The organism is Bacillus sp. GW821-FHT11D08, from assembly GCF_058808515.1.
Genome location: NZ_JBXARS010000003.1, coordinates 392,236 through 406,265 on the forward strand (window position 1 = coordinate 392,236; position 14,030 = coordinate 406,265).

Below are 14,030 nucleotides of genomic sequence, written 5' to 3' on the forward strand. Positions count from 1 at the left end.
AAGCGCGTCACCGCCCGCATGGGAATAGGAAAATAAACCTAAAGACAAAAGAGAAGGGAGAACCCCCCTCTCTTTTTTAAAGCTGTTTAAAGAACGCTTGCGCGGCCTTCATACACAGCGCCGCGGGCAGCGTCAACTGTGATAACCTGTCCTTCTGTTAAAACTGAAGTTGCGTTCTCCAGACCGACGATAACCGGAATGCCCAAGCTTAAACCGACAACGGCTGCATGGCTTGTCAGACCGCCTTCTTCAGTGATGAGCGCTGATGCTTTTTCAAGTGAAGCGATCATGTCGCGGTCAGTGCTTGAAGCAACCAATACTGCGCCGTCTGTCATTTTTTGTTCAGCTTCTTTCGCATTTTTTGCAACAACGACCGGACCGAATGCAGATTTGCGCCCGATGCCTTGCCCTTTCGCGATAATGCTGCCGACAGTGTGGACTTTCATCAGATTCGTCGTGCCTGATTCACCGACAGAACCTGCTGTAATGACAATCAGATCACCGCGTTTCACGATGCCGCTGTCAAGTGATTTTTGAACCGCGTCTTCAAGCATTTCATCGGTTGAATTCGCGTTTTGGCCGCTTGCCGGAAATACGCCGAATACAAGGCCGAGTTTGCGTGATACAGACTCATTAACCGTAACGGCTACAATCGGAGCCTGCGGACGGTATTTCGCGATCATACGCGCCGTATGGCCGCTTTCTGTAGGGGTAACGATAGCTGCCGCACTCAGATTGATCGCCGTGTGCGCAACTGATTGGCCGATCGCATCGGTAATCGTCATGCCGACCTGATCTCTGCGTTTAGACAGAATTTCTTTGTAGTTCAGAGATTCTTCCGTGCGTGTGGCGATGTTAAACATTGTTTGAACCGCCTCGACAGGATATTGTCCCGCAGCCGTCTCACCGGAAAGCATGATAGCATCTGTGCCGTCGAAAATGGCGTTGGCAACGTCACTTGCTTCAGCGCGTGTCGGACGAGGGTTGCGCTGCATGCTGTCAAGCATTTGTGTCGCAGTAATAACCGGTTTGCCGAGCGCGTTGCATTTTTTGATCATTTCTTTTTGCACGAGCGGCACTTCTTCGGCCGGAATCTCTACGCCGAGGTCTCCGCGCGCTACCATTAAGCCGTCAGATACTTCCAGGATCGCGTCCAGGTTGTCCACGCCTTCCTGGTTCTCGATCTTAGGAATGATTTGAATGTCAGACGCGTTATGCTCTTCAAGCAGTTCGCGGATTTCAAGGACATCCGTAGAACGGCGTACAAATGACGCAGCGATGAAATCAACGCCTTGCTCGATACCGAATACGATGTCTTTGGCGTCTTTTTCAGTAATTCCGGGAAGGTTGACGCTGACGCCGGGAACGTTTACGCCTTTTTTATTTTTCAGCGTGCCGCTGTTTAAGATTTTTGTTTTGATTTCGTGTTTTTCCGGATTTGATTCTAGCACTTCCAATCCGATTAAACCGTCATCCAACAGGATGATAGACCCTGCTGACACGTCGTCTGCCAGGCCTTCATAAGAAACTGAGAATTTTTCAAGCGTTCCCAGCACCTGTTTCGTAGAAACGATAATTTCATTTCCCGCCTGAAGCTCAAGCGCGCCGTTTTCCATATCGTGCGTGCGGATTTCCGGACCTTTCGTATCGAGGAGAATCCCCACGTTTTTGCCGAGCTTTTTGCTTGCTTCTCTGATGTTTTTGATTCTTGCGCCGTGCTCTTCGAAATCACCGTGTGAAAAATTCAGACGAGCAACGTTCATACCCGCTTCCATCAATTTTGTCAGCATTTCTACACTTTCACTGGCCGGACCGATTGTACAAACGATTTTTGTTTTTTTCAACTCGTTCACTTCCTTCTGAAATCTTCAGCTTCTTCCGCCTTAAATAGACAGTTCTTTTGAAAGCTGATACATGTTTGGTTCAACAGTATGTTTTGATTCTAAAATTTCTATAATATCATGGTCTACAAGCTTGTTGTTTTGTATACCTACGCAGCGTCCGCCTTTTCCTTTAAGCAGAAGCTCAACCGCGTAAGCGCCGAGGCGGCTTGCAAGAACCCGGTCAGAAGCGCTTGGAGATCCGCCGCGCTGGATGTGCCCTAAAACGGATACCCGTGTTTCAAGGTTCGTTTCTTCTTCGATGCGTTTTCCGAATTCAACCCCGCTGCCTACCCCTTCTGCAACGATGATGATACTGTGTTTTTTGCCGCGGTCGTGCCCTCTCTTCAAACGGCCGATAATTTCCTGCATATCGTAGTCCGCTTCAGGAATTAAAATTGATTCCGCTCCGCCTGCAAGACCTGCCCATAAAGCAATGTCGCCCGCATGGCGCCCCATCACTTCAATAACGTATGTACGCTCATGAGACGTAGCGGTGTCACGGATTTTATCAATCGCATCAATTACGGTGTTTAACGCCGTATCAAATCCGATCGTAAAATCAGTTCCCGGGATGTCATTATCTATCGTACCCGGTACACCCACACACGGAAACCCGTGTTCCGTTAATTTTTTCGCACCCATGTATGAACCGTCTCCGCCGATGACGACAAGACCTTCAATGCCGAGTTTCTTTAAATTTTCGATTCCTTTTTCACGGCCTTCAACTGTTTTGAATTCAGGACATCTGGCCGTATACAGCTTTGTTCCGCCGCGGTGGATGATGTCACCGACCGAACCAAGCTCCAGTTTCTCTATTTTTCCGCTGATTAATCCTGAATAACCGTTATAAATTCCGTACACTTCGACGTCGTGGTAGATAGCTTTCCGCACAACCGCGCGCACCGCAGCGTTCATACCCGGGGAATCCCCGCCGCTCGTTAAAACTCCTATACGCTTCATTTCCTATTCACCTCAGCAACATATATATGTTAAACATATCATGATCATTGCCCTAAAACAATGAAAAGGGACGCCTGAGCTCCCATGAAACCTTACCTATTATACAATTAAATAAATTGTTTTTAAATAAAATTTAAGGAATATCACAAAAATCACAAAAAATAAACGTGAGCCATAGGCTTCACGTCTATTCAGTTTACCCCGATATATTGATCCTCAACCGAAACTTTCCCGATTGCTTTATATTTTTCATATCGCTGTGAGATCAATTCTTCGGCGTTCAATTGAAGAAGAGATTTTAACGTTTCTTTAAGTATACCGTCAATGTAGCCCGCCTGCTGCTTGATATCATGGTGAGCTCCGCCCTTCACTTCTTTAATCATATCATCAATAATTCCTAATTCTAATAAATCGGGCGCAGTAATCTTCATGGTTTCGGCCGCTTTTTTCGCAAGGCTGGAGTCTTTCCACAAAATGGATGCGGCTCCTTCAGGAGAAATAACGGAATACGTCGAGTTCTCAAGCATCAGCATGCGGTTGCCCACACCTAACGCAAGCGCGCCTCCGCTGCCGCCTTCCCCGATGACGATACAAACGACAGGCACTTTCAGGCCGGCCATCTCGAACAGGTTCTTGGCGATGGCTTCACTTTGTCCCCGTTCCTCCGCCGCTTTACCCGGGTACGCTCCCTTCGTGTCGATGAAGCAGATAATCGGGCGGTTGAACTTATCCGCCTGCTTCATGAGACGAAGCGCTTTGCGGTAGCCCTCAGGGTGAGGCATCCCGAAATTGCGGACAAGGTTTTCTTTCGTGTCTTTTCCGCGCTGATGTCCGATAACGGTGACCGGCATGCCGTGATATTTGGCGACTCCGCCGACAATCGCCGCATCATCTCCGTATGTTCTGTCTCCGTGGCACTCAAAAAAGTCGGTAAACAGGTATTGAATGTAATCAAGCGTCGTCGGCCGGTCGGGAAGGCGTGCGATCTGCACTCTGTCCCACGGCTTCAGGTTTTTATAAATCTCATCCTGAAGCTTGCTGAGCCGGTCTTCAAGCCTTGCGATTTCAGCGCTTAAATCCATCTCCGAATCTTGGGTGAATTTTTTCAGTTCGGCGATTTTCGTCTGCAGTTCAATCACTGGTTTTTCAAATTCTAATCTTGCAGCCACTCATGCTCACCTCCTGTTTGGTGCATGTCCAGCAGAAATGCGAGTTTGTCTTTCATGTCGTTTCGGTGAATCACCGCATCAAGCTGGCCGTGCTTTAATAAAAATTCCGCCGTCTGGAAATCTTCCGGCAGTTTTTCCCCGATCGTCTGTTCAATAATACGTCTTCCGGCAAATCCGATCAAGGCGCCCGGTTCAGCGAAATTATAATCACCGAGAGACGCGAAACTGGCCGATACGCCGCCTGTCGTCGGATGGGTCATGACAGAAATAATCAGTCCCTGCTCCTCACTGAACAGTTTTAATGCAGAGCTTGTCTTGGCCATTTGCATAAGGCTTAAGACCCCCTCCTGCATACGTGCGCCGCCTGAAGCGGTAAAGATGATAAACGGGACTTTTTCCTCTTTTGCTTTTTCAATTGCAAGCGTGATTTTTTCGCCGACAACCGAACCCATGCTGCCCATTCGGAATGTTGAATCCATGATCGCGATCACGGCCGGGAATCCGCTGATGGTTCCTTTTCCGGTAACCACCGCTTCATTCAGCGATGTTTTCTCACGGTCTTTTTCGATTTTTTCTAAGTATTCCGGGAAACCGAGCGGGTTTTCAGATATCATTCCCTGGTTGAATTCTTCGAATGAATCTTCATCCAGGAGGCTTTCAATGCGCTGCTTTGCATTCATCGGGAAATGGTGCCCGCAGTTCATGCAGACGCGCAGGTTTTTATCTAACTCTTTTGTGAGCATGATTTTTTTACATTTGGAGCACTTTGTCATAATGCCTTCCGGAACATCATGTTTTGCCTGCTCAGACGGCACGGAAGCATATTTTTTCTTTTTTGTGAATATATCCTTTAACAAATGATTACCTCCCTTTTGTGAAGGGTTCTCTTCACTGCATGTCTTCCGATTAGATAGACTTAATAATAACTTTACCGAAACTATTGTACTTTTTTTGTCAAACGGTGTCATCCTCCATTCGACATTTTTTGCTGCAAAACAGACGGAAACGGACGGATTTCATACCGTAAAAAGCGTTGTTCAGCCTTATCTGTCAGCGTTTTCAAAAGAAATAAGGATTCTGCTGAAATTTTTTTAAGACCTGCCCTTAAAAAAATGCCAGCAGTCCGTATATTGAACAGCAGCGCGTTGTTTTTTTCCAACGCGCTGCCATTTCATTTTTGTGTTATTATTCGCCGATAACCGTGAGCTGTCTTGTTTTTTCAGCCACTTCCTCAGGATCGACCGTAATTCTGGCGACGCCCGTTTCCATCGCTGCTTTCGCAACAGCTTTCGCAACGGCAGGAGCCACACGTTTGTCAAATGGAGCCGGGATGACATAATCAGCGCTTAATTCTTCCTCTGAAACAAGGGAAGCAATCGCTTCAACCGCAGCAATTTTCATTTCTTCGTTGATGTGAGTCGCGCGAACGTCAAGCGCCCCGCGGAAAATTCCAGGGAATGCCAGAACATTGTTGACCTGGTTCGGGAAATCAGAACGGCCTGTTCCGATTACGCTTGCGCCGGCTGCGCGCGCGTCTTCAGGCATGATTTCCGGATTCGGGTTGGCCATTGCGAAGATAATCGGATCTTTCGCCATGCTTTCCACCATTTCTTTCGTCAGCGCGCCTTCGACTGATACGCCGATAAAGACGTCTGCATCTTTAATGACATCCTGCAGCGAACCGTCGTTGCGGTCTTGGTTTGTAAACTTCGCCACTTCGTTTTTCACTGCGTTCATGCCGGCCGGACGCCCTTCGTAAATCGCCCCTTTAGAGTCGCACATTACGATGTTGCGTACGCCGAAATGGTAAAGAAGCTTGATGATCGCGATGCCTGCCGCTCCCGCTCCGTTTGCCACAACTTTAATGGATGACATGGATTTTCCTGATAATTTCAGCGCGTTTACAAGTCCGGCAACGGTTACGATGGCAGTGCCGTGCTGATCATCGTGGAAAACCGGAATGTTTGTTTCTTTTTTCAGGCGCTCTTCGATAATGAAGCAGTTCGGCGCCGCAATATCTTCAAGGTTGACTCCGCCGAATGTCGGTGCAAGCAGCTTCACAGTGTCAATGATTTTGTCCACATCGTTTGTGTCAAGCGCGATCGGGAATGCATCCACACCCGCGAAACTTTTGAACAGCACCGCTTTCCCTTCCATGACCGGAAGTGAAGCTTCAGGCCCGATATTACCGAGTCCGAGAACGGCTGATCCGTCTGTTACGACTGCTACCATGTTCCCCTTCATTGTATAATCATATACTTTGTTTTTATCGTCATAAATCTCTTTACAAGGCTCAGCTACTCCGGGAGAGTATGCAAGGCTTAAGTCGTCTGCGTTTCTGACTTCTACCTTTGCTTTTGATTCCAGCTTTCCTTGATTTACTTTGTGTAAATGTAACGCTTCTTCTCTTAATGACATTCTAAACACTCCTTTTAAGTACTTTGTTACATATTCTGCCGCATAGACTGGTACAATCGCTGGAGGTGAAAAATTTCAGAATCTTTAAATAAGATAGCACAATTGTTTCAATTGTATAACAAAACGATTATTGTTACCACTATTTTAACACGACGTTTTCGCGGCCCAGCAGCTCTTTTAAACGGTATAACGCCTGATGGTCCGCCTGAATATGAAAAGTATCCGGCAGCCTGATCGTCTGCTTGTCTTTTTCATAATATAGATAAACGCCGGTTTCCCCTTTATGCTCCAGTAAAATACGCTTCATCTTTTCCAAAAACTCCTGATTGTGCCGGCTGCCTTCGATTTTGATGTAAACAGACGGCGCTCTGTCTGCCTCCGTCTGCTCAAGAAGAGAGGCGGATGACATGATGAATTGTGTCTTCTCCTGACGCTCTTCCATTTTTCCGGCGGCGAATAAAAGCGCGCCTTCTTCTAACAGCGGAGACAGCCTTCTATATTGGTCAGGAAACACGACGGCTTCCATTTCTCCCGTTTCATCGCTTAATGTGAGAAACGCCATATGCTGACCTGTCTTTGTCCGAATCGTTTTAATGCCCGCGAGCAAAGCGCCGATTGACAGCTGCCCCTTCGGCATCTGCCGCGCTGCTGTGATCGCTTTCGCCCCCCGTTTTTTCAGGAGATCCCTGAAAGCAGACAAAGGATGGCTTGAGAAATAAACACCGAGAGCTTCTTTTTCGAACCGAAGCTTGTCCACGAGCGGAAATTCCTCAGCCTCTACATATTTTGGCTTAATGGAGAACGATTCTTCCAAAAACAATCCCATTTGGTCATCGTCTGCACGAAAAAGTTCAGCGTGCTCTAAAGCCACATCAACGGAGGCCAGCAAGGCGGCGCGATTTTGATTGAATTCGTCCATGGCGCCAGAAAATATAAGGGCTTCGATGGTTTTCCGATTCACGCTTTTTGCAGGTACGCGAAAGCAGAAATCGAAAAGATCCTCGAACGGTTTATGTGTTCTTGCTTTATAAATATCTTTCACTGCCGAGACGCCTACGTTTTTAACGGCCCGCAAACTGTATCTGACGGCTCCGTTTTCCGGCGCAAACGGAAAACCGCTTTTGTTTATTGACGGCGGAAGGACTTGAATCCCGCTCCCCTTCGCTTCATGCAGATATTGCGATATTTTGTCCTCATTGCCGATGACGCTCGTCAACAGCCCGCACATAAAATATAACGGATAATGCGCTTTTAAATAGGCGAGCTGATAGCCGATCATGCTGTATGCGACAGCATGGCTTCTGTTGAATCCGTAGTTAGCGAATTTTACAATCAGATCGTAGACCTCGTTTGCAGTGACTACAGAATACTCCTTTTTTAAGCACCCTTCAACAAAATGGCTTCGCTCTCTGTCCAGAATGTCCTTTTGCTTTTTGCTGACAGCCCGTCTGAGCAGATCCGCTTCACCTAATGAAAACCCTGCCATGCGCGAGGCGATCATCATAATCTGCTCTTGATAGACGATGACGCCGTAAGTGTCACTGAGAATATTTCGTACGTCCTCGTGCGGCACTTCCACACGCGCCCGCCCGTGCTTCCGATCGATAAATAACGGAATATTTTCCATCGGTCCCGGCCTGTAAAGCGCGTTAACCGCGACAATGTCTTCCAGTCTTGACGGCTTCAGGCGCTTCAGCACGTTTCTCATTCCTGATGATTCCAGCTGGAAAATACCCGTCGTATCACCGTTTGACAATAGTGAGAACGTTTTTTCATCCTGATAAGAAATCTCGGAAAAATCAATTTTCGTATTCGTCTCTTTTTCAATCATCGTTTTAATGGATTCAATAAGCGTCAGGTTGCGCAAACCTAAAAAGTCCATTTTTAAAAGACCGAGATCTTCCAAGTGATCCATCGCATACTGCGTTAAATACACGCCGTCATGCCCCTCTTGAAGAGGGACAACTTCCGAAAGCGGCTCTTTACTGAGAACGACCCCCGCCGCGTGTGTTGACGTGTGCCGCGGAAGACCTTCAATTTTCCTTGCGATCTGAAACACTTTATGAAGAACGGCGGATTCGGACAGCCTCCTGTTCAGCTGAGCGGACTGCCGCCTCGCTTCCTCAAGCGTCATTCCCGGTTTTGACGGAATCAGGCGGGCAAGCTGGTCGGCTTCTTTCGGGCTGATTCCGAACACTCTCCCGGTATCCCTTAACGCCGCCTTTGCGGCCAATGTCCCGAAGGTGATAATCTGGGCGACGTGCATGGCCCCGTACTTATTTTGTACATACTGAATGACCTCATCCCTTCTCGTATCAGGGAAATCGATATCAATATCCGGCATGCTGATCCGCTCGGGATTAAGAAATCTCTCAAACAGCAGAGAATGTTTAAGCGGATCCACGTCGGTAATGAAAAGGGAGTAAGCGACAAGCGAGCCTGCCGCGGACCCCCTTCCCGGGCCTGTCACAATGCCCTTTTCATGCGCGTACTTCATAAAGTCCCATACGATGAGAAAATAATCACTGAATTTCATGCGCCTGATGACGTCCAGCTCATATTCAAGCCGGCGGACAGCGCGCTCATCAGGAGTGCCGAAACGGAGGCGCAGCCCCTCATGACAGATCTCCGCCAAATAGTCATCGGCTGATTTGCCGTCCGGCGCCGGAAAAGACGGAAGCTGTGTCTGTCCGAGGCTGACATCGACCCGGCATTGCCGGGCGATACGCGCGGCTGCTTCAATCGCTTCCGGATGCCGCGTGTAAAGCTCTGCCATTTCTTCAGGGGCCCTCAAGTATAAGTCCGGCAGATTCCCGCTCTGATCCTCCCACTTCTCTCCGGCTTTAATAGCGCACAGACAGCGGTACGCATCTTGATCTTCTTTCTTGATATAACGGACATCCCCCGCAGCGCAGACAGCGATTTCCGTCTCGGCTGACAGACGGAGAATCTCTTCTGATAACGTCTCATGTCCTTTAAACGGCTGATACCCTAAATAAAAACGGCCGTCTCCGAACAGCTCCCGGAATCCTTCGGCAGCCCGGACCGCTTCTTCAAACTTCCCGGCTTGAAGCAGGCTTTCAATGTAGCCATTTTCACCGGGCGTAATGGCGATCAGCCCCTCATGATAGCTCTTCATCCATTTTCGCTTCATGCCGCCCTTTGCCATGGATTGCAGCGCACTTGAGATTTTCACCAGGTTCTGATATCCGATGTTTGTCTCTGCTAAAAGAATGAGCGGATGTGCTTCAAGCTCCGTATCGTCCGTGTATATAGAAGCCGTCAGACCGATAATCGGCTTCATTCCGTTTGATTTGCATGCTTTATAAAACTCAATGGCGCCGTACATCACATTTTCGTCCGTCAGCGCCAATGATGAATATCCGAGTTCCTTCGCTTGTGTAACAAGCTCTTTTACAGAAGCGGCGCTGTTTAACAGACTGTAGCCGCTATGTACTTGCAGGTGAACAAAAGACAATGCCGCCACTCCTTTCCCATACGTTCATTTTGCCTTTCTACATTATAAGACGGGTTTTCTTAAGAAACAAATGTTCTTTTTTGACTCATCATCATACTTGTCCGTTTCGCTCAATATGATAGAAAAGTGAGGTGGTGTATATATGGATCAGGAAGCCGGATTTATGGCGAATTTCATCAGCAGTTATTTTATCGCCCTCGGTGTGTTGCTCGGCGGCGCGCTGATCGGCGGCCTCGGAGCTTATTTATCAGGCGAGCCTCCGCTGACGGCGATCACAAAATTGGCGAACAGGCTGAAGATCTGGGCGCTTGTCGCGGCCATCGGGGGAACATTTGACGCGGTATACAGTTTCGAGCGGGGGCTGTTCGAAGGCAACACGCGCGACATCTTCAAACAGCTTCTTTTAATTATTTCAGCAATGGGCGGCGCGCAGACCGGCTGGCTGATTATTTCATGGCTGACCCAGGAGAATATGTCATCATGAGAATTCCCGAGTATTATAAAAAACCGGGATGGCAGCGTTTTTTCGCGGGAATGATGTGCGGAGCCATCGTCAGCTGGCTGTTCTTTCTGTTTACATACGGAACGTTTCAGGAAGAACAAGTGACGTTAATTGAAAAGCAGCGTGAGCACGCGCGGGATTTAAAAAACCAAATCTCCATCTATCAGAAGGATCTTCATAAATTAAATGAGGATAATAAGCAAAGACTTCTCATCCAAAGTGTTGATGTGAAGCTGATCAATGGGGAAAAATACAGAATCGCCCAGCCTGACAAGATGAAATTTGAGGAACAAGTGAAAGATAATATTTCTGAAGTCATCACAAAAGATATTGAAAGCGTGTATAAAACAAAGGAGCTTTTAAAACGGACGATCGAAAACAAAATATACACCATAAATGAGAAGGAATTTAAAGCTGAAGTAAAGGAACTGACGATTTATACGAGATTGTCTGTCGAAATTCATATTTCTTTTGCGACGTAATTATGTCATTTTTAAAAATTTTCCATAGATCTGTCGCTTTTTTCTCCGCTTTTTTATAAACTGTAAATGAGACATTTTCAATGATTCTGAAGGGAGGAAGGGAAAATGGAGGTTTTTAGTGAACGACGCTTGGCAAAAGATCATGCAGCCCGAATCAGACAAGGCTATTCCGCATATGCAGAAACAGACACACTCGCTTCCCTCATAAAAAAAGAACTCCAAATCTGTAATCTCCGCGTCTACGAAGACCTGACTGATTTCGGCTGCTGGTTCATCCCCGTGACAGATGAACACTAAGAAAGAGGGTCTCCCCTCTACTTGTGTTCGTTACATACCTCTTCCAGATCAGCAAGAATCTGATCGGTTTCATCCCAGCTGAAGATGGATGCGCCGGCCGCAAGCGGATGTCCGCCGCCATTGTATTTCCGGGCAATTCCGTTGATGACCGGACCTTTTGAACGGAACCGGACTCTGATTTGATCGTCTTCTTCTACGAAAAACACCCAAGCGCGGATACCCGAAATATTTCCGAGTGTTCCGACAAGCTGCGACGCTTCAGAAGCGGTGGTTCCATATGTCTCCAAAATGTCTTTTTTAATGAACACGGAAGCGACGCCGTTTTCAGACAGTGACACATTTTGATAAATAAAGCCGTTAAGCTTCACCACATTTAATTTTGTTTCATACAATTGATTGAACAGCTCTGACGATGAAAATGGGAACTCAATGAGCTCTCCCGCGTATTTTAATGTCTTTTTTGTGGTGTTCGGGAATAAGAAGCGCCCCGTATCACCGACGATACCCGCGTAGATCAGCTCAGCTGCTTTCGTATTCAGTTTCCAGCCGTGCTGCTTTCCTTCCAGGTACAGCTCATAGATCATTTCGCTTACGGAGCTTGCATTCGTATCGACCCATAACAGATCGCCATACGGATCTTCATTTGGATGGTGGTCTATTTTCATGAGCTTTGCGCCGGAATGGTAGCGCTGATCGTCGACCCTGCCTTGGTTTGCGGTGTCGCACACGATGACAAGAGCATCTTTATAGGTTTCGTCATCCACCTCATCGAGGGAATATAAAAAAGACAAGGACGGCTCAGGCTGTCCGACGGCAAAAATATTTTTTTCGGGATACGTTTCCCGCAGGATTTCCGTAAGGCCGCACTGTGAACCGTAGGCGTCCGGGTCAGGCCTCACATGTCTATGTAAGATAATGGTGTCATATAATGATATGGTTCTGATCAGTTCGGATTTCATCGCTTTCTCCTTTTCGTTTTTATTCATTTAATCATACTCTTTATCCATGGAAAAGGAAAATCTTTCAGCAACGGTATAAACGGTTTTGCAAACTCATATAATGGAGGATTTCATTTATGCTGGTTTTTGTTTTTCTCATCGGGCTTTCTGCCTGCTTTTACGTGTATTACAAAGTAAAAGGAATCCAGACGAAACGGGCGCTGGAGAAGGAATGTTTTTCGGCTAAATCAAGTATGGCATTAGGCGCGCTGGTGCTTTTGTACGGAGTAAACCAAATGATTCTGTTTCACTCCGTCCTGACCCTGGTCATCGGCGGCGTCTTCATTTTAATCGGAGCAGGCAGCGCATGGGCCGGGTATAAAGCCTATAAGCATTATGAGCCCATCCATGCAAAGGAAGCGGAGAGGGACCACGCATAATGAATGCCAAGGGACCCGGGTGCGTCCCTTAACTTCTCTCCATCAGCTGCACCATGAGCATCGCTTTTGAAACGATGCCGCTTTGGCTTGACACTTCCACTTCCATTTTCCCGAATTTCCGGCCCGCCTCTAAAATGCGCGGTTTCACTTCAATGACCGACTCCATCTGTACGGGCTTCAGGAAGAAAATCGTAATGCTTTCAATGACCAGCTCGCCGCGTTTGCGGGAGCGTAAAAATCGGCTGGCGGCCTGGGTTAAAATCGTCGTAAACACCCCGTAAGAAATCGTGCCGAGCTGATTGGTCATTTGCGGCGTGACTTCATATTGATAAACGGCCGGCGTTTTGTCATCTTCGTCTTCTTTAAATCCCCTTGAAACAATATCATCCAGCTTTTCCCCGACCTGAGGCTGCTTTTGAACCATTTGAAGCGCTTTTAAGACATCCTGGCGGCTGATCATTCCGATCAGTTTGTGATGCCCGTCTGTCACCGGAAGCACTTCAATTCCTTCCCAAACCATCATTTGAGCCGCTGAGGCGACAGATGTTTTCCCGATCACCGTGACAGGGTTTTTGGTCATTACTTTTTCAATCGGAACTGACCGGTCATGCCCCGCGATATCTTTCGATGTGAGGATTCCGTGGATTTTCATCTGCTGATCGATCACCGGGAAGCGGCCGTGTCCGGTTTCATAGTTTTTTTCGTACCATTTCTCCAGCTTATCCTTAGGGGACAGCGTCACTGTCCGATCTGCGGGCGTCAAAATGTCTTCCACGAGCACAATCTCTTTTTTTATGAGCTGATCATAGATCGCCCGGTTGATCATCGCGGCTACCGTAAAGGTATCGTAACTCGTGGAGAGAATCGGAAGCTCAAGCATATCGGCCAGCTCGATAATGCTGTCGTCGGTATTAAACCCTCCCGTTACCAAAACAGCCGCGCCCGCTTCAAGCGCCTGGCGGTGGGCGTTGATTCGGTTCCCGACGATTAACAGGTTCCCCGCCGCCGTATAACGCATCATCGCGTCAAGCTCCATCGCGCCGATCACAAACTTATTCAACGTTTTATGCAGACCGGCTTTTCCGCCGAGCACCTGGCCGTCTATCACATTGACGACCTCGGCGTATGTCAGCTTTTCAATATTTTCTTTTTTCTTCTGTTCAATCCGGATGGTCCCCACACGTTCAATAGTGGAAACGAATCCTTTGTTCTCGGCTTCCTTAATGGCTCTGTAAGCCGTTCCTTCACTGACTTTCATTTCTTTCGCAATTCTTCTGACCGAAATTTTTTCACCGACAGGAAGCGAATCTATGTATGATAGGATTTGTTCATGCTTTGTTGCCAAGCGTTTCACCTCTAAGGACAGTCTTCTGCTTTTATTATAAGGGTACGGGGGATTCATTCGCAATGAGACGCCCGAAAAAAGGCGGCATCACAAAAAGACCTTCTGAATGCTTGATTCA

The 14,030-nt window shown here is 47.5% G+C and carries 12 protein-coding genes; 4 read left to right on the plus strand and 8 right to left on the minus strand.

The annotated features are described in order from the left end of the window. Positions 1 to 86 precede the first annotated feature (86 nt). From pyk to dnaE, 6 genes are all read right to left on the minus strand, one after another. Positions 87 to 1,844: a pyruvate kinase gene (gene pyk / locus AC1RRX_RS08875; RefSeq protein WP_031379141.1), complete on the minus strand. Its 1,758-nt coding sequence runs from the start codon at positions 1,842 to 1,844 to the stop codon at positions 87 to 89. Positions 1,845 to 1,883: 39 nt separating this feature from the next. Continuing rightward, the gene (pfkA, locus tag AC1RRX_RS08880) at positions 1,884 to 2,843 is read right to left on the minus strand and encodes a 6-phosphofructokinase (protein WP_007408068.1); all 960 of its coding nucleotides are present in this window, start codon (positions 2,841 to 2,843) and stop codon (positions 1,884 to 1,886) included. Between the two features lie 191 nt (positions 2,844 to 3,034). Beyond that, positions 3,035 to 4,012, minus strand: a complete 978-nt coding sequence (gene accA / locus AC1RRX_RS08885; protein ID WP_020956193.1) for an acetyl-CoA carboxylase carboxyl transferase subunit alpha — start codon at positions 4,010 to 4,012, stop codon at positions 3,035 to 3,037. Next, positions 3,997 to 4,869: an acetyl-CoA carboxylase, carboxyltransferase subunit beta gene (accD, locus tag AC1RRX_RS08890; RefSeq protein WP_007613077.1), complete on the minus strand. Its 873-nt coding sequence runs from the start codon at positions 4,867 to 4,869 to the stop codon at positions 3,997 to 3,999. The genes accA and accD overlap by 16 nt, the downstream gene beginning before the upstream one ends. Before the next feature lie 328 nt (positions 4,870 to 5,197). Continuing rightward, on the minus strand, positions 5,198 to 6,430 hold the full coding sequence (gene ystJ, locus AC1RRX_RS08895) for an NADP-dependent malic enzyme (RefSeq protein WP_007408064.1): 1,233 nt from the start codon (positions 6,428 to 6,430) through the stop codon (positions 5,198 to 5,200). A 139-nt stretch (positions 6,431 to 6,569) separates the two neighbouring features. Beyond that, complete coding sequence (gene dnaE, locus AC1RRX_RS08900) at positions 6,570 to 9,908, minus strand: DNA polymerase III subunit alpha (RefSeq protein WP_119026854.1); 3,339 nt, start codon at positions 9,906 to 9,908, stop codon at positions 6,570 to 6,572. A gap of 142 nt (positions 9,909 to 10,050) precedes the next feature. Here dnaE and ytrH point away from each other — a divergent pair, with 142 nt between their 5' ends. The 3 genes from ytrH to AC1RRX_RS08915 all read left to right on the plus strand — a co-directional run bounded on the left by ytrH (position 10,051) and on the right by AC1RRX_RS08915 (position 11,189). Further along, a complete protein-coding gene (ytrH, locus tag AC1RRX_RS08905; RefSeq protein WP_003152438.1) occupies positions 10,051 to 10,392 on the plus strand; it encodes a sporulation membrane protein YtrH in 342 nt (113 codons plus the stop codon). Then, positions 10,389 to 10,892, plus strand: a complete 504-nt coding sequence (gene ytrI / locus AC1RRX_RS08910) for a sporulation membrane protein YtrI (RefSeq protein WP_007408062.1) — start codon at positions 10,389 to 10,391, stop codon at positions 10,890 to 10,892. The genes ytrH and ytrI overlap by 4 nt, the downstream gene beginning before the upstream one ends. A gap of 105 nt (positions 10,893 to 10,997) precedes the next feature. Next, positions 10,998 to 11,189 (plus strand): YtzJ family protein, encoded by a 192-nt coding sequence (locus tag AC1RRX_RS08915; RefSeq protein WP_007408061.1) that lies wholly within the window; start codon positions 10,998 to 11,000, stop codon positions 11,187 to 11,189. Between the two features lie 17 nt (positions 11,190 to 11,206). Here the strand turns inward: AC1RRX_RS08915 and AC1RRX_RS08920 are convergent, their stop codons facing one another. Continuing rightward, positions 11,207 to 12,148 (minus strand): DHH family phosphoesterase, encoded by a 942-nt coding sequence (locus AC1RRX_RS08920; protein ID WP_003152435.1) that lies wholly within the window; start codon positions 12,146 to 12,148, stop codon positions 11,207 to 11,209. A 116-nt stretch (positions 12,149 to 12,264) separates the two neighbouring features. Between AC1RRX_RS08920 and AC1RRX_RS08925 the strand changes: the two genes are divergently transcribed. Beyond that, complete coding sequence (locus AC1RRX_RS08925) at positions 12,265 to 12,567, plus strand: YtpI family protein (protein ID WP_003152434.1); 303 nt, start codon at positions 12,265 to 12,267, stop codon at positions 12,565 to 12,567. 28 nt (positions 12,568 to 12,595) lie between these two features. On the opposite strand, the gene AC1RRX_RS08930 is transcribed toward AC1RRX_RS08925, so the two are convergent. Continuing rightward, the gene (locus AC1RRX_RS08930; RefSeq protein ID WP_012118175.1) at positions 12,596 to 13,912 is read right to left on the minus strand and encodes a CBS domain-containing protein; all 1,317 of its coding nucleotides are present in this window, start codon (positions 13,910 to 13,912) and stop codon (positions 12,596 to 12,598) included. Between the last annotated feature and the right edge of the window lie 118 nt (positions 13,913 to 14,030).